Genomic DNA, 19,158 nt, shown 5'->3' with positions numbered 1-19,158 from the left:
AATGTGGCAGTGCTCGGATACTGCCATGATTTTGCCGCAAGGCTGACATTTCACCTTTTATCTCAAACCGTTAGGTGATCACGTCAGATTTCGCACCGTCGTCATCTTTTGTTCGCTATATGGGAACGGAAGGGATAGACGAGCATTGTTTTGCGACGCATCAACCGTTACGTGTCAGGAAATGGTGCAGTGCACAATATTGATATTGGGCACAATAGAGAGTTGGCGGAGTAGCTGAAGTGTCACTTCTGCAGATCTATTGGAGAGCGCTGGGGTATCTGGCCGCCGACAAGAAGCGCGTCGCGCTGATTTGTTCGGCCAACGTGGCCCTTGCCGCTGTCGCCATCCTCGAGCCGATCCTATTTGGCCGGGTGATTGACGCAATCTCCGCGCATGGCTCGGTATTCTCCACGCTTGCCGTATGGGCCGCCTTGGGCGCCTTCAACGTGGTCGCCTTCGTTCTGGTGGCACGCGGCGCGGACCGCTTTGCCCACGCCCGGCGCAGCCAGGTTCTGTGCGAGTCGTTCGAGCGTGTCATCACCATGCCGCTCGCCTGGCATCACCAGCGCGGCACTTCGAACGCCCTGCACACGCTGCTGCGTGCCGTCGAGACGCTGTTCAGCCTTTGGCTCGAATTCATGCGCCAGCATTTGTCCACGGCTGTTGCCCTCGTCCTGCTGGTTCCGACCGCCATCAGCATGGATGTGCGCATGTCGGGGGTGCTGCTTGCGCTCGGCATGCTCTATGTCGGCATAGGGCGCCTGGTGATGAAGCGCACCAAGGAGGGTCAGGCCGCTGTCGAGCGCCACTACCACAAGGTGTTCGCTCACGTGACGGACTCCGTGAGCAACGTCGCCGTTCTCCAGAGCTACAACCGTCTCGGTCTAGAGGCCGAGACGCTGCGCCGTTACGTCAAGAACCTGCTCGATGCGCAGAACCCTGTGCTCGACTGGTGGGCCATTGCGAACGCGCTCAATCGCCTGTCATCGACAATCTCGATGATGGTGGTGCTTCTGATCGGCGCCTATCTGGTCACCCATGGCCAGTTGCGCGTCGGCGATGTCATCGCCTTTACCGGTTTCGCCACGCTGCTGATCTCGCGGCTCGACCAGATGTCGGCTTTCGCCAACCAGATCTCGGAGGCTCGCGCCAAACTCGAGGACTTCTACAAGCTCGAGGACTCGGCAGCCGATGCCGCCGAGCCGGATGGCCTGCGCGATCTCACCAACGTCACCGGCCATGTCCGTTTTGAGGATGTGAGCTTTGAATTCGCCAATTCGGGGCAGGGCATCAGTGATGTGTCCTTCGAGGTTCAGGCTGGCCAGACGGTTGCCATCGTCGGACCGACGGGTGCGGGCAAGACCACGCTCATCAACCTTTTGCAGCGTGTCTTCTCGCCATCCAGCGGCCGCATCCTGATCGACGGCATCGATACCCGCACCGTGACCCGCAAGTCGCTGCGCCATTCGATCGCCACCGTGTTCCAGGATGCCGGGCTTCTCAACCGCTCGATCGAGGACAATATCCGCGTCGGCCGCGCCGATGCCACCAATGACGAAATCCACGCCGCTGCCGCCGCGGCCGCGGCCCAGGACTTCATCCTGGCCAAGAGCAATGGCTATGACACGGTGGTCGGCGAGCGCGGCGGCCAGCTCTCGGGTGGCGAGCGCCAGCGTATCGCCATTGCCCGTGCCGTGCTGAAGGATGCCCCGATCCTGGTGCTCGACGAGGCGACCAGCGCGCTCGACGTCGAGACCGAGGACCGGGTCAAGGAAGCTATCGACGAGCTGCGGCGCGACCGCACCACCTTCATCATCGCCCATCGACTGACCACCGTTCGCGACGCCGATCTGGTCGTGTTCATGGACAAGGGCAGGGTGGTTGAAATGGGTGGCTTTGCCGAACTGTCGCTGCGCAACGGCCGCTTCGCCAGTCTGCTGCGCGCCGGCGGCCTGCTCAACGATGAGGAAGTCCGCCGTCTCAGCCGCTCCGTGCAGGGCGAGGCCGCCTGAGCCCTTTTTACCTCCCCCTTGTGGGGAGGTCGGACCGAAGGTCCGCGTTGGGCAGCGCCACCCCAACTGCTGCTTTGCGCCAATATGCGACACCGCCGCTCGATTGCCCCAAACGCGGCGGCGGTTTATGTAAGGCGGCATGAGTGACACCACTTCACGCCTGAGCGGCTGGACCGATCTTGCCAACCCGACGCGGTTCGTCGCGTTGGCAGATAGGCTTGTGCCATGGCTGGCGGCGATCGCCGCAGTTGTCTTGGCCGTCGGGCTCTATATGAGCTTCACGGCGCCCGAAGATTTCCAGCAAGGCATCACCGTGCGCATCATGTACATCCATGTGCCTTTCGCCTGGCTCGCCATGATGTGCTACACGCTGATGGCGGTTTCGGCGCTGGGCACTCTGGTCTGGCGTCATCCGCTGGCCGATGTCGCGCTGAAATCGGCCGCACCGATCGGCGCCGTCTTCACCGCGCTGGCGCTGATCACCGGCTCGATCTGGGGCAAGCCGATGTGGGGCACCTGGTGGGTGTGGGACGCACGCCTGACGTCGGTCTTCGTGCTGTTCCTAATGTATCTCGGTATCATCGCGCTGACGCGTGCGCTCGACGATGCCGGACGTGCCGCCTGGGCGGCCGCCATCATCACGCTGGTCGGTTTCATCAACATCCCGATCATCAAATTCTCGGTCGACTGGTGGAACACGCTGCATCAGCCGGCCTCGGTGTTCCGCATGGGTGGTTCTACCATCGATCCCTCGATGCTGTGGCCGCTGCTGGCGATGGCACTCGGCTTCACCATGCTGTTCTTCGCGCTGCACCTGATGGCGATGCGTACCGAAATCCGCCGCCGCCGGATCATCGCCATGCGGCGAGTGGCGGCGCGGCAGGTCAACTGACGCACGCCGAGTCTCTCCCGGCGCCAGCGTTATGACGAATTTTGCGATCCGCCAGGTCGCTCGTCACCTCATCCCATCAGTCCGCGTGCTGCCACCGGCAGCCTGTCGAGCACCTTCTCGCCGTCGATCAGGTTGATCTCGTTGAAAAGATTGGTGACGACGCAGCAATGGTCGGGCACCACCCGCACGCGCTCGCCGATGCGGAGCTTGGCCTCACCCGACAACGTGAGGGTGCCGTGCTCCTCACTGAGGCCCGTCACCCGCGCTCCCGGCACGCTTAACAACTCGCCGAAGTCAGGCAGACCCAGCGTGTCGCTGGACAGCGCCTTGCTGCCGGCATCGAGGATGGCGCGGCTTGGCGTCGGGTGGCTGACCACTGTCGACAGCACCGTGAGCGCGCAATCGTCCAAGGTGCCGACGCCTTTGGCGACCTGATAGCGGTCGAGATAGATGTAGGTCCCAGGACGGTATTCGGTGACGACGGATGTGTCGGCGGATCGCCACATGTCCGGCGTGCCACCGCTCGAGACGCGCTCGCAGGCGAGACCCGAAGCGGCCAGCGCCCGCTTGGCGTCGGCAAGCCAGGCTTCGGCTTCCGTCGCGCGGCCGGCGGCCGGATAGGTCATCAACCCGCCAAAGGTGAGGCCGCTCGCCTTGTCGATCAGCCTTGCAAGTGCCACCGCTTCATCGGTCGTCTGCACGCCGCAGCGACCCATGCCGGTATCGCATTCGACCAGAACCGGCAGAGGGTGGCCGGCATCGGTGAAAGTCGCCGCGAGCCCCCCCAACGTATCCGTGCTGTCCGCCGTCACCGATAGCGTTACGCGGCCGTGCAGCGCCTTCAGCCGTTCCAGCTTGGCGCGGCCGAGGATGTTGTAGGGGAGAAAAATGTCGGTGAGACCGGCATCGGCCATCACCTCGGCCTCGCCGATCTTCTGGCAGGTGATGCCGACGGCTCCCGCCGCCACCTGCTTCTTTGCCCAATAGGGCAGCTTGTGGGTCTTGATGTGCGGCCTGAGCTTCAGCCCGTTCCTGTCGGCGTGGGCCTGCGCGCGGGCAATGTTGGCTTCGGCGCGTGCGGCGTCGACCAAGATCGACGGCGTATCGAGGTCGTGGATCGTCGGCATCGGCTATCCCTATGAAAATTCACAGGGGTTATGAGCCTGAAAGCACGCTATGTCACGCGGCCAGCCGGCCGGATCGATAGGCCATCCGTTCACGGTGCAAGGCAGGGCAGGCGGCTGGGTGGATCGACACCGAACCCGCGTTCGGCTATGCGATGCCAGACAAGTCGACACCAAAGGGTCACGATCATGAAACGCTCCGCCATCAACGAAATCATCCGCGAAGCCGACGCTTTCATCCGCTCGTTCGGCTACATCATGCCGCCCTTCGCCTACTGGTCGCCGGAGGAAATGAAGGCGCGCCAAGTAGATTCCTCCGCCATCCACACCTCGCGGCTGGGCTGGGACATCACCGACTATGGCCAGGAGAAGTTCAAGGAGCTCGGCCTGTTCCTGTTCACAGTGCGCAACGGCCGTTACGAGGACATGAAGAAGGGCATGGGCATGCTCTATGCCGAGAAGATCATGATCTCGCGCAAGGACCAGCTGTCTCCCATGCACCGTCACAACATCAAGGCCGAGGACATCATCAACCGTGGCGGCGGCAAGCTGGTGCTGGAACTGTTCATGCACGATCGTGACGGTGGCATCGACCCCAAGGCCGAAGTATCGGTGCCAGTCGACGGAACCATCCACCGGCTTCCGGCGGGCGGACTGCTGAAGCTCGACCCGGGCCAGAGCGTCACGCTGCTGCCGGGCGTCTGGCACGCCTTCTGGGCCGAAGGCAAGGACGTGCTGATCGGCGAGGTCTCCACCGTCAACGACGATCTCACCGATAATGTCTTCCGCGAGCCGATCGGCCGCTTCTCCAACATCGAAGAGGACGTCGCCCCCCTGCATCTGCTGGTAGCCGACTATGAGAAGTGGCTGAGATAAGGGCAAGGCCGGCGGCGGCCGCCTCCCGGCATCTTTAATGGCAGCAACCTGCGGCAGCCTCATCAAAACGGATGGCGACGCTCGTCCGCGTCTGTGGTGGTATCCAGCCCAGGTGGGGAGCGGGGACGCGGAGCAAAAAGGTGGCCCTATTCCGCCAATGGGCCAACACCCTCATTGAGCGGCCCCTTTATGGACTCCGACCGAGGAGAGTCGAGAATGCTGTATCCTGCCGAGAGGAACAAAAGGCCGCCTTGTAGCCAACCAGCCGACGATGAGCGCCAAGCGCGGCTCGAGAAAACAGCCAGGCTCAAGCGGCTTCGGTCATACGCTTCCTGGCTCACGCCTGATCCACACGCCCAACTTCATGATGAGATAGACTGCTCTGCGCTAATTGAGGAAAGCAGGTCAGTGAGCCTGGCCTGATCGGCAGGGTGAAGCAGCTGCGCGGCGAGGCGCCTACGGTAGCCTCAATGACAGCAGCTTGCCGCTGATTGCACGCTCGTCCGGCATAGGCATGACGAACTGATCGGCATGTCGGCCTTGGCCATCGCTGTGGCGAGCTTTGCCTGCAGTGCCGGCAGCTCGTCGCTCTCGCCCCGCCGTTTCTGGCACTCCACCAGACCGTGCAACGCCCAGACATTGTCCGGGTGCTGGGCGCAGCGCTGCACCTTGCCGCTCAGGCCCAGATCGTCGCGATAGACCTGTTCGGCCTCCTGCGCGTAGCCCTGGTCGAGAAGCAGCGCCGCCAGCGCATGGCGCGGCGGGTGCATCCAAGCCCACGGCTCGGTGTAGGACAAATTGTCGTCGAGCTCGACCGCTTGCCGCAAATGGGCGTAGGCCTCGTCATGCCGGCCCTGGTGATAGCAAAGTTCGCCGTCAAGCAAGGCAGCGCCCACGGCGAGCGAAGCGCGGGTCGGGTTGCTGAGGAAACGCCGCTCGGCTGGAATGCCCGCCACATGCTGGCGGAACCGGTCGCGCTCACGCTCGGCTTCAGCGAAGTTCCTCAACGTCGCATGCGCGACACCCTTGGCATAATGCTGCATGGCCGCCGTGAGCACGTAGAGGCCGGGCTCCCCCGTCATCGGTTCATCGACGATCTCCCGCCAGCGGCCGAAGCGCACCTGCACATGCGATTTCATCGCATGATAGCCTTCCACCGTCTGGGTGAGCTTTGGCCGCTCCGGCAGGCTCACCACATCGCGCGTTACCAGGCTGCGCACCTTGTCGGCGGCCCACAGCGCCGGCCTGTACTGGCCAAGGAACATGCAGGTGAACATCATCAGATGGAGGTCGTGGCAGCAGCCGAGCAGGTAGTAGGTCGGCTCATCGGCATAGGCGAGGTAGAGATCGTTGGCGCGGACCGCTTTTTCGCTGGCGAACTTCGCCTTTTCGTATTCGCCGCACAGCACATAGATATGCCCCGGCATGTGGTTCATGTGCCCCGCATCGGGGCACATTTCGCCGAGTAGGGCGGCCGAGCGCATGCCGCGTTCCGGCATGGTGGACATTTCCAGGAGATGGATGTGCAGATGCAGGATCGCCGGATGCTGGGTTGCCCCGGCTTCGTCGGCGAGCCGGATTGACCGCTCGCAGACCTCCAGCGCCTCGACGACATCGGAATTCGGCGCGGGCGCGCCGGTCTTGAGGTTCCACAGGCGCCGGACGGTGCGCATCATCAGCGCCTCGACCAGCAGCGCCATCACATCATGGTCGTCGGGAAAATCCCGGTAGACCCGCCGCATCGCGGCGGCATAGGCATCATCCCACTGTTCGAATTCCCGCGGGCTCACCCGCTGCGGCTTCTGGAAGCGACAGGCCAGCGCTTCGATCAACCGCTTTTCGATGTCGCTGGCGCCAGCCGCATTGGCGCGCGCCAACTGAACATGCTCGAAGCAACGCTTCGTCGCAATGTTCGCCTCGGCCTCGCCATGCTCCTTCCAGGTCAGATTATAGAAAGGCCCGGCGGCATAGGCGATGCCCCAATGAACAAAAGCGCAGTCCGGATCCGTCTCCAGCCCCTTCTCGAAACACTTGATGCCTTCCTCATGGTTGAAGCCGTAGCACCAGTTCAGCCCGATATCGAACCAGCGCTGGGTTTCGGCGGAGCGGGTGGAGATGGGGCGGCGGTAGGTGCCGAGGTTGAAGCGGTCCATGGGGTCTCGTTAGTTCTTGTTGGCAGGCAGCCAAGCTCCGGACAGATTTCGTCACCAACAATGTGTGCCGAAATCTCTAGGCATGGCAAACGCCCAGAGTGCAATCGCCACTGTTTGAGAGGTACGGCCGTAGGCGCGGCCGGCTTTTTTAAAAATGAAGGTCTGAGTGGGAATTGAACCCACTACGTCGGTTTTTGCAGACCGATGCGTCTGCCCTCAGATCGCCAGACCAGTGCTCGCCATGTCATCACGTACGCTCGAACCGTTGCCATATTGTCACGAGCCGCTTGACCGAGCGGCTATAGGTCAGATGCACCACGCGGCCATCGGCCAAATCGAACTCGGCGGAGCCCCATCGCCTGACAGGAGGTTTTCCTGTTGCCTGTCCGAGGGTTCCAATGCGGAAGGCAAGGCGTGCCTGCTTTGAGCAGCGCATGTCGCGACAGCCATGCCTCTGGCGCAACAGGCATTTGGCCCAGAATGTCGCCTTCGTCGAACCTATCGGTCATCTTGTGTAAGGTGACGCACCTTGATCAAGCCCGCGCCGGGGGCTGGTGGCGGTTGCAGCTTGACAGTTCCGGGCAACGATGTAGCCTGAATCGACTGGTCTAGCGCGCCGCTCGTTCGCTGTGTTGGCCTGTTTGCCGCTCGCCAATGGAGGTGAAGCGGCGCCACCTGCCAAGAAAGCGGCGATACGCCGGCGCGCCTCACGATGGGAGGAGCCAATGGCAACCGGTTGGCAATTGTCTGGAAATTATTTCGAGAATTGTAGCTGCGACGTCGTATGCCCCTGCCTGATGTCGCCTAACGCGCAGCTGACATCAAGGCCGACGCGAGGCGTTTGCGACGTCGCCATGGCCTTCCATATCGATACGGGCAACTACGGTGACGCTCGATTGGATGGCCTCAACGTTGCGATGATTGCCCACACTCCGGGTCCGATGGCGGACGGCAATTGGACGGCTGCCGCCTATATCGACGAACGGGCCGATGAAGGGCAGATGGAGGCGCTGGGCGCGATCTTCACCGGCGCCGCCGGCGGCCCGTTGGCTATGCTCGCGCCTCTGATCGGCACGAACCTGGGAGCCAGGAAGGTGCCGATCAGGTATCAGATCGACGGCAAGAAGCGGTCGGTGGAAATCCCGGGTGTCATGCAAATTGCGGTCGAACCACTGCCGACAATGCGCGAGGACGGCGAGATGTGGGCCGCGACCGGCCATCCCGTCAACCCCGACTGGCTCGGTATGGCGATGGGCGTGCAGGGCAGCACGTTCGGCGACCACGGCATGCGCTGGGACAATTCCCGCCGAAACGGGCATTACGCTCCGATCAACTGGTCCGGCCAGCAATAGGCCGCGCTCGCATATCGGAACGGGGCTTGCCCATGGCCAATGCGGGAACTCCATCGCTGACGCTGCAGCGAAACATCATTGTCGCGCTGTTGATCACTATCGCGGCCGTGGCTTGGGCCATGCTCATCTGGCAGCAGACTGGCATGGACATGCCGATGGAAATGAACACGCCCACCATGGGCATGAATGCGCCGCTGTTCCTTGCAGTCTGGATCATCATGATGATCGCCATGATGTTCCCGACGGCGGCCCCCATGATCCTGACGTTTCACCAGGTCCAGGCCGGTCGGCGGGGGCGCGGTGAGACCTTCGTCTCAACCTGGCTGTTCGTGGGGGGCTACATGTTGGTCTGGGGCGCGGCGGGCGTGCTTGTCTTTGCCGGCGCGGCGGGCGCGGAGAAGATTGCCACGCATACAGGAATGTCCGCGGCGATGGCCTCCCGCATCGGCGGTGTGCTGCTGATCATTGCCGGCGCCTATCAACTCTCGCCGCTGAAGGATCTCTGCCTGGCCAAATGCCGTACTCCAATGAGTTTCATCCTCACCTCGTGGCGCAATGGACATTGGGGCGCGGTGCGCATGGGCTGGGAGCATGGGCTCTTTTGCCTGGGCTGCTGCTGGCTCTTGTTTCTTGCCCTTTTTCCTCTCGGGATCATGAATATTGCCGCGATGGCTGTGCTCACCTTGCTGATCTTCGCGGAAAAGACCTTCCCGGCAGGAGAGAGGATAGCAAAGCTATCGGGCACCGCTTTGCTGCTTTACGGCGCGGCGGTGTTGATCTTTCCACAACTGTTGCCGACGTTTCCGGCAGTGCACGTCATGTCAATGGATTGACGAACGGCTTGATGCGCCCACCGCGCCGCTTGCCTTCGAGCATCCCTAAGCCAAAGAGGCATGTTCTACTTAAAGTTAAATTGATTTATGCCCTGCTGTAGAGATTGTTTTTCAAGCATGTGCTAATAAATGCATTGCAGGAGGATGCCATGCCGTCCTTGAGGTGGGCTGCTATTGCCGCGCTGGCCGCGACGCTCAACAATGCGACGCCGACCATGGCCGCCGAAGCAGTGGGTCAAGCGGTCGTGATCAAGACTGCCGTTACCGGCACAACCAGACCGACACAGCAAGATCGCTGCCTGGCTGGGCCTTGCTCGACGCGGGATCGCTGGAGCTCAAGGGAAAGAGCGCGAGGACGCGTGTTCAGAAACCGCACGACGGCGGTGGGCGGCAGTCTTTCGCTGATCTCGGTGAAGTTTCGCACATCGACGAACATCACGGTCAGCTCGCGGTCGCCTCCGCCAAGACGAAGCGCGTTGCGCGTGTGCTCGATGCGGTAGAGAAGCGACGGCGATAAATATTGGCCGAAGGCCCGCCGGATCGCGCGCCGCTCCCGGTCGGTCACCAGGAAGCGGAAGGAGGTTGTCGCGAAATGCGTGATCGTGCCCATTACGATCGGCGCAAACGGGTCGAACAGCAGCCCCGCCAGCGAAAAGGCAAAGCAATCGCCGGGCTCACGAAAATCGTGAGAATCACCAGAAGGGTGCCCAGGATCGCGATCGACGCGATTTCCAGCCCGTTTGCCCAGTCGGGCCGCGACAGATAATGGCCGGACAGGATCTGTTCAAGCATCTGCGCGTGGAGCGAGAGGCCGGGCACGTTCTCACCGAGTGCCGGTGACACGAATATCCTGCAGCCCGGCGGCGGACGTGCCGACAAACACGATGTGCCCTCGATCGCGGCCCTTGTTTCGGGCGAGACGCCGGCGGGTGCGAGCACGTCCTTTGCCGAAACGTATCGTTCCGCCCTGTCGGGAGTGACATAGAGCCAGAGTTCGCCGGCCGAGGTCACCGGGATAACGAAGTCGCCGATCTTGACGGAGGTCATTATGCCCTGCCGATCCGGCACGCCGGCAATGAGATAGGTGGACGCGCCCTGCGCTACCCTCATGGCTTCGAGGGCAAGATTCGGATAAAGCTGCTCGCCATCGCTCAGAAAGAGTGGAGCTGCCCTGACCACGGCGGTCGATCTGCCCGGATTGAGGCTGATATGTCCGAGACCGGCGGCATTGGCCTCAAGCTGCGGCCGCAACGGTGTGGCGGCCTTGATATGAGGAGGAGCCTCGACCGGGCTCTCGCCCGTAAGGATGGAACGCACGGATATCCTGTCGTGATAGGCATCGGGATCCTGGTCGGGCGCGTCTCAACCGTGATTGTGCAGCGACTGATGGCCAGTAACAGCCATCTTGCCAAATATTAACCGTTAGCCGATGGTCATCCCGCCTTTGTGGGAGGGCTTGGCGGAATGAATAAAACAACGAAGATCGACGCAACCGAACCGGTCGAGCCGAGAACGATAAGAACCTCACGAATCAAAGCGCTTTTCTATCTTTTCGGAGGCATCGCCCTCGTTTGGATATGTACTCATGCGGTCAAGGACTCGGCATCTCAATCAGGACTAATCGCGGTCAAATTGATGATTGCGGGATGGGGTGGCGTATTTCTCTTCGGACTATCTGCGCTGGGCGGTGCAATATTGTTGATCAGCCCGCGTGCTTTGATTCTGGACGGTAGTGGGCTCGCGATCAGCGGCAGCTTTGTTAGATCTCCGGTGAAAATAGCATGGCGGGACGTTCAAGGCTTCTACGTCCGGAAACAGAAGCGCTACAAGTCGATCGGCGTCGCTTTGCGACACCGTGGCTGAGGAACCAAAGCCGGTAAACAACGGAGGGCATGCCCATCGTCACCACAACGCGGGCGGAGCGGCCGCGAAGCAATGTCTTGGGGAGGCCGCCGCCCTTGTCCGGGTAGGCAAAGGCCGTTCCCGGCCGCATGACCTGCTCCAAGAATGCCTTGACCATTGCGGGCAAGGTCCCGAGCCAGAGTGGGAAAACGAAAACGATGTGTTGCGCCCAGACGATTGCTTCGGTGGCCTCCTTGAGTTGGGAACGACGCCATGCTCGAATTCCTGCATTGTCCGAAGCATCGGAAAATCGAGCGTTGCCACGTCGATTTGGCGCACGGCGTGCCCAGCCTGTTTCGCGCCCTCTAGATAGGCTTTGGCAAGGCAGCGGCAAAGACGGGCTGGAGATGGGTCGGGATGCCCGATGATGACGAGAATGCGTCGCGGCATGGCTTCTACCTTCGAACCTCCTTCCGCCTGCTATGGTCGTTCGACGCGTGCCACCTGATAGGTGTGCATGGCGCCGTTGCGCGCGATCGAAACATATTCTCCCGTGACGAAACGCTCTTCGCCGAGTTGGAAGCCGAGCTCGTCATCGCGATCGCCTTCGGCATAGTCGAACAACCATTGCCCACCCGGCTTGCGCCGCAGGCGGCCGATCAGATCTCCCTCGCCGGTCCGGAAACGGCGGACACGGCAGGAGGCCCGATGTGATTTCCACTCGTCCGCATCGAGCCGGCCTTCGTTGGTCAACGGTGCGAGCACGTCATAGCCTTCCGCGCGGTCGCCTTCGGGATGGTCCTTCTCGCGGGCGAGCGAAAGGCGAATGTGCCTGAGCGTCGGGGTGAGATCCTGCAAAGTGGTCATGGTGAACTCCGTTTGAGAAGTTCATACCGCAGCGGCGAGAGTTGGCCTTTGATCCGCGTCAAGGCAAAGCCTTTAGGACTTAGTGCCGTCAGAAGTTATTCAACAGCATCGCACAGTAGCCCGCGGTCGCCGCAATCAGGGTTGTGCCGGCTAAAGGCAGCCAGAATTTGACTGGCCCAGCGAACACTGCCAGCGACAAGCGGCCGACCGCATTCGCCGCCAGCGCAGCAAGCACGGCCTGGCCCACCGTCTCGACGGCGACCGATTGCCTGACCAGACGCAATGCGCTGAGGACCGAAACATCGACATCGAACGTGCCCGCAACCGCCGAACTTGCGAGCAGGCCGCGTCCGCCGAACTGGTCCGCCAGGGCTGCGCTGGCGGTGGCGACAACTGCAAACAGCAGAGCAAAGAGCAGTAACGGACCCAACTCGAAAGGATTGCGTGTCGGCGCACCACCTTCGCTTTCCGTGCTGCTTCGGGCCATCAGGAACGCCCCGCAAAGCGCGAGGGCGACCGCTGCGGCAGTCGCAGGGATACCGACCACAGGAGCTACACTTGGTTCGATAATGACGACCACCATGCAAACACGCAGCACCGAGACCATTGCCGCCAACGAAGCCGCTCCGGCGAGCCGCAATGGATTGCTTGCGGATGTCGCGTTGCGTGCAAGCGCCAAGGTCGTGGCGGTGGAAGAGACAATGGCACCGACGAGAGAGCTGACGAGGAGACCGCGCGTGCTTCCCAGGATGCGAACAGCGATATAGCCGGCAAACGATATTGACGCCATCAGCACCGTAAGGAACCAGACCTCCCACGGATTGAAACCGTTCCACGGGTCCAATGTCCGGTTTGGCAATAGGGGCAGAACGATCGCGGTCATCACCGCCAGGATCAGTGCCGAACGAAGCTCGATCCAGGTCAGCCGCTCCAACAGGCCGTGCAGGATCTCGCGACTGGCAAGGACCGCCGCAAGCGCTGCGCCACCAGCCGCTGCCGCCTGGTAGTCACCGACGACGGCGAGCGCGCCGAGCGCGAACACGCCGAGGCCCGCAATCACCGAGGTAACGCTGAAATCGTCGTCGTGAGCTGCCTCACGCATCTTGTACCAGGCGAAGATCACCGCAAAGACGGTGAAGCCACCCACCAGCACGGACACCGCGCCCAGCGCGTTGGACAGCGCCGCGATCAAGCCGCCGAGCAGCCCCGAAATTCCGAAAGTGCGGATGCCGGCCGTCCGGCTGCCCGCGGGCTCGTCCCGTTCGCGCCAGCCGCGTTCCAGTCCGACGAGGAGGCCGATCGCCAAGGCAAGTCCAAGCCGGGGGATGAGGGGGTCCATGATCTCGCGGCCATCAGGCGGCGGCCATCGGCAGCTGGTCGCGCACCCATCTGACGATCTGCCCGGCCGTCATCGCGCCTGACATGCGTGCGACCTCGCGTCCGCCATGGAAGAGGATCATGGTCGGGATGCCCCGAATGCCGAGCCTGGCAGAAGCAGCCTGCTCATTGTCGGAGTTGAGTTTGATCAGTCGAACATGCGGCTCAAGTTCGTTGGCTGCTGCCTCATAGGCCGGCGCCATCATCTTGCAGGGACCGCACCATGGCGCCCAGACATCGACCAGCACCGGCAGCGTGCTGCGTGCGACCTGGCGATCGAACAGTCCTGCGTCAACGTCTTCCGGATGACCGGAAAACAGCTTCGTCCCGCACTTGCCGCATTTCGCCTCTTTGGCGTTGCGTGCTGCCGGCAGGCGATTGATCCCGCCGCATTTGCTGCAAACCGTCAGATTCTGCTGCGCCATCGCTCCATCCATCCGTCAGACGACATCATCACATTGCGCGCCTGACGCGTCCATCGCCAAGTGCGCGTAGCGCGTTGAGGATAACCGCCACGTCGATGCCTTCCTGAAGCAGCGCTCCCGCCACGGGTGTGATCTGCCCCATTGCCGCCACGACCATCGCCGCGGCAGAGAAAGCCAGTCCCGCCACGATGCTTTGCAGGGCGATACTTCGGGTACGCTGCGCAATTCGCAATGCCTCGGCAACCGGTTGCAGCCTGTCGGTCAACACGACAACGTCCGCGGCTTCGGAAGAAGCAGTGCCGCCGCGCGCGCCCATGGCAATGCCGACGGTGGCGGCGGCAAGCGCCGGGGCGTCGTTGATGCCGTCTCCCACCATCATTGTCGGCGCCAACGCTTTTTCTGCTTCTACGGCGGTGACCTTGCTTCCCGGCGTTGCATCAGCGACGACGGCGTCAAGGTCGAGGAAGGTGGAAACCCGCTTCGCCGCCGTGCTGTCATCGCCGGTAAGCATGATCATGCGCGTTATCCCAGCCGAGCGTAAGCTGTGGAGTGTATCGCGAGCATCCATGCGCAAGGCATCTCCGAAAGTGAAGATGCCGGCAAGGCGACCATCAAGCGCCACGAAAACCCTGAGCACCGGCGCATGCCGGCATCGCTCCTCACCGGCTATCGCCCAGCAGGGAAGCTGCCTGTCCTCAAGCACAAGCGCCCGGGAGCCAGCAGCGATCGATATCTTGCCCACCTGACCTTTCAGACCCTCGCCGCGATATTCGCAAACATTGCGGGGGTGAGAAAGCACGAGCTTTCTCACCCCGGCGGTCCGGATTATCGAGTCGGCAAGGACGTGGTGCGAGGCTTGCTCCAACGAGGCCAGCAGCCGCAGCAGTTCATCGGCTTCGTGGCCCGGCGCAACATCGATCTCGACGAGCTCGGCACCGCCGATCGTCAGGGTGCCCGTCTTGTCGAAGATCGCGGTGCGCACCTGTGCGAGCGCCTCCAGCGCCGCGCTGCCTTTCATCAGGATGCCGGCACGAGCCGCGCGCGACACGCCGCCGAGGAAGGCGACGGGGGCAGCAAGGATCAGCGGGCAAGGCGTTGCGACCACCAGCACGGCGAGGGCCCTGATCGGATCCTTCGAGAGATACCAGGCAATGCCGGCGAGGAAAAGTGTAGCCGGAAGCAGGAGCAGGGCGAAGCGATCGGCCATGCGGATGAACGGAGCCTTCGCGGTCTGTGCCGCCGCAACCATGCGGACGATCGCCGCGTAGGTGCTCTGATCCGCGAGGGCCGATGCCCGCATGCTGAAGGCATCGCCGGCGTTGACAGTGCCGCTGCGCAGCGTATCGCCCGCGTCTCGCCGCTCCGGCAGGGGCTCTCCGGTAACCGCTGATTCATCAAGCAGGGCCGCAGCATCGATGAGTATCCCGTCGACCGGCAACAGCTCGCCGGCCCGCACCAGAAGCTCATCGCCGACTGCCACCTGGTCGACACAAATTGTCTCCACGCCTTGGGCCGACTTCCGGTGTGCGACACGCGGCGCCCGGTCGGTCAGTGCTCTGAGATTGCGCTCCGCCCGGCCGCGCGCGAAATCTTCCAACACGGTGCCGCCTGCATACATGATGGCGACCACCACGGCCGCCAACGACTGCCCAAGCACCAATGTCGCGGACATCGAAACCAGTGCGATCGCATCGACGCCGACGCGGCCGATCCAGAAATCGCGTAACATGGAGATGGCCAGCGTCACGGCCACCGGCAGGGTTGCCGCTGTCCAGATCGTGTCCGCATCGATCGGACCGGGCCCGGTTCGCCAAGCAGCGGTGCCCAAGGCCAAGCCCGCAATGGCGATGACCAGCAAGGCGCGCCGCAGGATCGACTCATTCATGCGATCCCTTTCATCGGTCGATCGATGTGAATCCCCGGCGTGCGCTCCGCGGTGGCACGCCTTGCAAACAGCTAATCGGGATCATCCGGATCGGCTTTGATCCAACGCAATGAACCAGCTTCGACGCTCGGTGATGGTAACAGGAAGGAGTTCCTGACAATGACCATCCGCAATCTGGAATACGCAGTCACTCCGAAGTCGGTCGCGGTCTTCGGCGCTTCCGCGCACGCAGGCTCGGTTGGGCGTGTCGTCCTCGACAACATCGTCAATGGCGGCTTCGAAGGCGAGATATGGCCCGTCAATCCCAAATACCCGGAGATATCTGGCCGGCGCTGCTATGCAAAGGCCGCCGATCTGCCAGGCGTCCCCGACCTCGGGGTGATCGCAACGCCACCCGATACTGTGCCTGACATTATCCGCGACCTCGGTGAAAAAGGGGGACGGGCCGCGGTCGTCCTTACCGCGGGGCTGACGCGTCAAAACGGCCTGCGCCAGGCCATGCTCGATGCCGCCAAGCCCTCACTGTTACGCATCATCGGGCCGAACACGGTCGGGTTGATGATCCCTCCCGTAAAGCTCAACGCCGGGTTCGCGCACATGGCGGCCAAACCCGGCAACATTGCCCTGATATCGCAGTCCGGCGCCATCGCCACGTCGCTGATCGATTGGGCCGCCGACAACGATATCGGCTTTTCTCAAATCGTGTCTCTCGGCGACATGGCGGATGTCGATGTCGGAGACTGCCTCGACATGCTGGCGGGTGATTTTCACACGCGCGCGATCGTGATGTATCTCGAAACCATCCCCAATCCGCGCAAGTTCATGTCGGCGGCGCGGGCGGCGGCGCGCCTTAAGCCGGTCATCGCCATCAAGCCAGGGCGCCATGAACAGGCGGCCAGGGCGGCGGCGACGCATACGGGCGCGCGTTCGGGAGCCGATCGGGTGGTGGACGCCGCCTTACGGCGGGCGGGAGTGCTACGCGTCAAGGATCTCGCCGAATTGTTCGACGCCGCCGAGACGATCGCCCGCTACTCTCCGCTTGAGCAAGTTCGCGTTGGCATCGTCACGAACGGCGGCGGCGCCGGTGTTCTTGCGGTCGATAAACTCATCGATCGGAGGGGCCAGCTGGCGGAACTTTCGACGGCGACAATCGAACGGCTGAACCGCGTGCTGCCGCCGACCTGGTCGCGAGCAAATCCCGTCGACATTGTAGGCGACGCCGCACCTGAACGCTACAAGTCCACCCTCGATGCCATGGCGGACGACCCGGGGACAGACGTCATTTTGGTCATGAACTGTCCGACGGGATTGGGTTCTTCGCTCGAAGCGGCCAATAGAGTGGCCGAACTCGGGGAGGAGGGTGAGATCGGGGGAAAGCCGGTGCTTGCGTGCTGGCTCGGCGAGCATACCGCGCGCGAAGGCCGGCGTGTCCTGCAGGATGCCGGCTTCGCGACCTTCGAGACGCCTGAAGATGCTGCGATTGCGGTATCCTATCTCGGCGAATGGTCACGAGCCCAGCGGGCTCTGCTGCGCACGCCATCGAGCCAAGGCAAAGACGCTCTCGGCGACAGGGCGGCAGCGCTTGCCATTTTCAGGCAAGTCGCAAGCGAAGGACGGCGCATGCTGACGGAGCCGGAGGCAAAGGCGGTGATCGCCGCCTACGGCATCGGCGCGCCGCGAACCATTGTCGCCGGCTCTGCCGCCGAAGCAGAGCAAGCAGCCAACCTGCTTCTCGGAACATCCGAAAGAGTCGCCGTCAAGCTGTTGTCGAAGGCAATTTCGCACAAGTCCGACATAGGTGGCGTGGTTCTCGACATCACGTCCGCGGTGGAAGCAGGCAAGGCCGCAAGGGCGATCGAGGCGCGCGTGCTTGGACGGGCTCCGGCAACGATCATCGACGGATATGCCGTCCAGCCCATGATCGTGCGTAAGCATACGCAGGAGCTCATCGTCGGCATGAGCCGGGATCCGATGTTCGGCCCGGTGATCCTGTTTGGCGCCGGCGGCGTCGCGGTCGAGGTGCTCGACGACACGGCGATCGCCTTGCCGCCGCTCGACGACGTGCTTGCCGGCGACCTTATCGATGAGACGCGCGTTGGACGCCTGCTTGCCGGCTATCGCGATCGCAAGCCAGCCGATCGTGCGGCGATTGTCGCCGCGCTCAACGGCCTATCGCAGATAGTCGTCGATTTTCCCTGCCTTGTCTCCATGGACATCAACCCGTTGTTGGCAGATGGCGAAGGCGTGATCGCGCTCGACGCCCGCACCGAAATTGATCCGGAACGCGTGGAAGAGGAAGGGCCAAATCCGGCGCTCGCAATCAGGCCATATCCAGCAGGTTGGGACAGGGATTTTGTCTCGGGAGGGACGTCCTTTCACATCCGGCCGATCATGCCGGCAGACGCCAAGCTCTATCCTGAGTTCCTGGCGAAGATTTCCCCTGATGACCTGCGACTGCGTTTCCTCTCGCCGCGAAAGAACTTCCCTGATCAGATGCTGAAGCGGCTCACCCAGCTCGATTACGATCGCGACATCGCCTTCGTCGCGCTGGAGGCAGGCACGGGTGCGTTGGCCGGCATCAGCCGGCTTTCCTGCGATCCGGATCACAAGGTCGGCGAATACGCCCTGCTCGTGCGCACGGATATGCAAGGGCGTGGCCTTGGATGGGAACTGCTGAAGCAGATCATCAACTATGCCAAGGTCGACCGGGTCGGTCGAATCGAGGGCGTAATGCTTAGCGAAAACGCCAAGATGCTCACCATGTGCCGCGATTTCGGTTTTTCGATTGCACACCATCCCAGCGAGCCAGGCCTGTCGGTCGCGAGGCTCGACATCGGCTGAAACCGGCGGTGTGGGCTACGATCCTGTCTTCCCGATCCCGACAGCAACCAATGTGTGGCCCTCCATGAGGGTGAGCATGTCACCCACGATTTCCGAAAGGCTCCGGTCGGCATCGTTTTTGTGCCAATTCAACGGACCAGCATTTCGCTGCAATTGCCGCGAAAGTATATCGACCGTGGCGTCGGACGGACCGCCCTTGCGGACGCTGACCCGTTGCCAAAGCACGCCTGGATCGGCGCTCAGCCAGAATCCGGCAAAAGGAATGGTTCTCTCGTAGGCAATGCGCTCGATCCGGTCGCGATCGGCCGGGTTGTCGAAGACCGCGTCCGCCACGACCGAACCCCCATCGGAAACGATCAGGTCCGAGCGCCATGCCATCTGGCGGTAGACACGCACCGACACATCCGGCCGATAAGCTTTGTCAGGCAGTCTCGTCTCGGCGGCCACGCCGTGTATGGCTTTACGGATACGGTCGCTTTCTATGATCCGCGCACCTGGTGGCGACCCGACGTGTGGGGCAAGCGCTTCGGCGACCGTCATCTTGCCGGAACCGCTCACAATTCACCCCTTTATCTTATCGGCGTTCAATTGTGACCGCCCGTGTGCTGTAAATCCAGCGCTTGGCCTGCTCGGCGCCGACCGGGATTGCAGAGGGTAGGCAAGTGCGGGTAATGATCGT

General features: G+C 62.5%; 16 protein-coding genes, 1 tRNA gene and 2 pseudogenes. 7 read left to right on the top strand and 12 right to left on the bottom strand.

What is annotated here, in order from left to right; translation table 11 throughout:
* Positions 1-239 precede the first annotated feature (239 nt).
* Positions 240-2,012: a glucan ABC transporter ATP-binding protein/ permease gene (locus tag FJ930_RS06980; RefSeq protein ID WP_141836273.1), complete on the top strand. Its 1,773-nt coding sequence runs from the start codon at positions 240-242 to the stop codon at positions 2,010-2,012.
* A gap of 139 nt (positions 2,013-2,151) precedes the next feature.
* Positions 2,152-2,904, top strand: a complete 753-nt coding sequence (locus FJ930_RS06975) for a heme ABC transporter permease (RefSeq protein WP_140738431.1) — start codon at positions 2,152-2,154, stop codon at positions 2,902-2,904.
* 68 nt (positions 2,905-2,972) lie between these two features.
* Here the strand turns inward: FJ930_RS06975 and FJ930_RS06970 are convergent, their stop codons facing one another.
* A complete protein-coding gene (locus FJ930_RS06970; RefSeq protein ID WP_140738434.1) occupies positions 2,973-4,031 on the bottom strand; it encodes a D-TA family PLP-dependent enzyme in 1,059 nt (352 codons plus the stop codon).
* 186 nt (positions 4,032-4,217) lie between these two features.
* On the opposite strand from FJ930_RS06970, the gene FJ930_RS06965 reads away from it, so the two are divergent.
* On the top strand, positions 4,218-4,904 hold the full coding sequence (locus FJ930_RS06965; RefSeq protein ID WP_140609940.1) for a D-lyxose/D-mannose family sugar isomerase: 687 nt from the start codon (positions 4,218-4,220) through the stop codon (positions 4,902-4,904).
* Positions 4,905-5,371: 467 nt separating this feature from the next.
* Here FJ930_RS06965 and FJ930_RS06955 read toward each other — a convergent pair whose 3' ends face one another.
* Together FJ930_RS06955 and FJ930_RS30000 are read right to left on the bottom strand one after the other, a co-directional pair.
* Complete coding sequence (locus FJ930_RS06955; protein WP_141836271.1) at positions 5,372-7,057, bottom strand: hypothetical protein; 1,686 nt, start codon at positions 7,055-7,057, stop codon at positions 5,372-5,374.
* A gap of 158 nt (positions 7,058-7,215) precedes the next feature.
* A tRNA-Cys gene (locus FJ930_RS30000) sits at positions 7,216-7,288 on the bottom strand.
* A gap of 494 nt (positions 7,289-7,782) precedes the next feature.
* On the opposite strand from FJ930_RS30000, the gene FJ930_RS06950 reads away from it, so the two are divergent.
* Entirely contained in the window at positions 7,783-8,409 is a 627-nt protein-coding gene (locus FJ930_RS06950) for a DUF1326 domain-containing protein (RefSeq protein ID WP_141836523.1), read from the top strand.
* A gap of 32 nt (positions 8,410-8,441) precedes the next feature.
* Entirely contained in the window at positions 8,442-9,242 is an 801-nt protein-coding gene (locus FJ930_RS06945; protein ID WP_141836268.1) for a DUF2182 domain-containing protein, read from the top strand.
* Positions 9,243-9,477: 235 nt separating this feature from the next.
* On the opposite strand, the gene FJ930_RS30300 is transcribed toward FJ930_RS06945, so the two are convergent.
* On the bottom strand, positions 9,478-9,852 hold the full coding sequence (locus FJ930_RS30300; protein WP_246676823.1) for an adenylate/guanylate cyclase domain-containing protein: 375 nt from the start codon (positions 9,850-9,852) through the stop codon (positions 9,478-9,480).
* Positions 9,852-10,559 (bottom strand): CHASE2 domain-containing protein, encoded by a 708-nt coding sequence (locus FJ930_RS06940; protein ID WP_246676822.1) that lies wholly within the window; start codon positions 10,557-10,559, stop codon positions 9,852-9,854. Before FJ930_RS06940 ends, FJ930_RS30300 begins: the two co-directional genes overlap by 1 nt.
* 147 nt (positions 10,560-10,706) lie before the next feature.
* On the opposite strand from FJ930_RS06940, the gene FJ930_RS29995 reads away from it, so the two are divergent.
* On the top strand, positions 10,707-11,105 hold the full coding sequence (locus FJ930_RS29995) for an STM3941 family protein (RefSeq protein WP_181763312.1): 399 nt from the start codon (positions 10,707-10,709) through the stop codon (positions 11,103-11,105).
* On the opposite strand, the gene FJ930_RS06935 is transcribed toward FJ930_RS29995, so the two are convergent.
* From FJ930_RS06935 to FJ930_RS06915, 6 genes and pseudogenes are all read right to left on the bottom strand, one after another.
* Positions 11,002-11,478, bottom strand: a complete 477-nt coding sequence (locus tag FJ930_RS06935) for an NAD(P)H-dependent oxidoreductase (RefSeq protein ID WP_348642717.1) — start codon at positions 11,476-11,478, stop codon at positions 11,002-11,004. The two genes, FJ930_RS29995 and FJ930_RS06935, sit on opposite strands and share 104 nt — an antisense overlap.
* Positions 11,436-11,534 (bottom strand): annotated as a pseudogene (locus FJ930_RS30815) (flavodoxin family protein); the annotation flags it as partial. The gene FJ930_RS06935 and the pseudogene FJ930_RS30815, both read right to left, overlap by 43 nt.
* Positions 11,535-11,564: 30 nt before the next feature.
* Positions 11,565-11,951, bottom strand: a complete 387-nt coding sequence (locus FJ930_RS06930; RefSeq protein WP_141836265.1) for a hypothetical protein — start codon at positions 11,949-11,951, stop codon at positions 11,565-11,567.
* A gap of 88 nt (positions 11,952-12,039) precedes the next feature.
* Complete coding sequence (locus tag FJ930_RS06925) at positions 12,040-13,290, bottom strand: MgtC/SapB family protein (RefSeq protein WP_141836262.1); 1,251 nt, start codon at positions 13,288-13,290, stop codon at positions 12,040-12,042.
* A gap of 13 nt (positions 13,291-13,303) precedes the next feature.
* Positions 13,304-13,753, bottom strand: a complete 450-nt coding sequence (trxC, locus tag FJ930_RS06920; RefSeq protein ID WP_141836258.1) for a thioredoxin TrxC — start codon at positions 13,751-13,753, stop codon at positions 13,304-13,306.
* Positions 13,754-13,781: 28 nt separating this feature from the next.
* Positions 13,782-15,638 carry a heavy metal translocating P-type ATPase gene (locus tag FJ930_RS06915; RefSeq protein WP_141836255.1) on the bottom strand — a complete coding sequence of 619 codons (1,857 nt, stop codon included), beginning with the start codon at positions 15,636-15,638 and terminating at the stop codon, positions 13,782-13,784.
* Between the two features lie 159 nt (positions 15,639-15,797).
* Between FJ930_RS06915 and FJ930_RS06910 the strand changes: the two genes are divergently transcribed.
* On the top strand, positions 15,798-18,479 hold the full coding sequence (locus FJ930_RS06910) for a bifunctional acetate--CoA ligase family protein/GNAT family N-acetyltransferase (RefSeq protein WP_141836252.1): 2,682 nt from the start codon (positions 15,798-15,800) through the stop codon (positions 18,477-18,479).
* A gap of 15 nt (positions 18,480-18,494) precedes the next feature.
* On the opposite strand, the pseudogene FJ930_RS06905 reads toward FJ930_RS06910, so the two are convergent.
* A pseudogene (locus tag FJ930_RS06905) lies at positions 18,495-19,076 on the bottom strand (AAA family ATPase); the annotation flags it as partial.
* Positions 19,077-19,158 lie beyond the last annotated feature (82 nt).

Origin of the sequence: Mesorhizobium sp. B2-4-15, from assembly GCF_006658505.1 — a bacterium.
In the GTDB taxonomy this organism is placed as follows: Bacteria; Pseudomonadota; Alphaproteobacteria; order Rhizobiales; family Rhizobiaceae; genus Mesorhizobium.
This window is presented reverse-complemented; position numbering and strand designations above follow the sequence as displayed.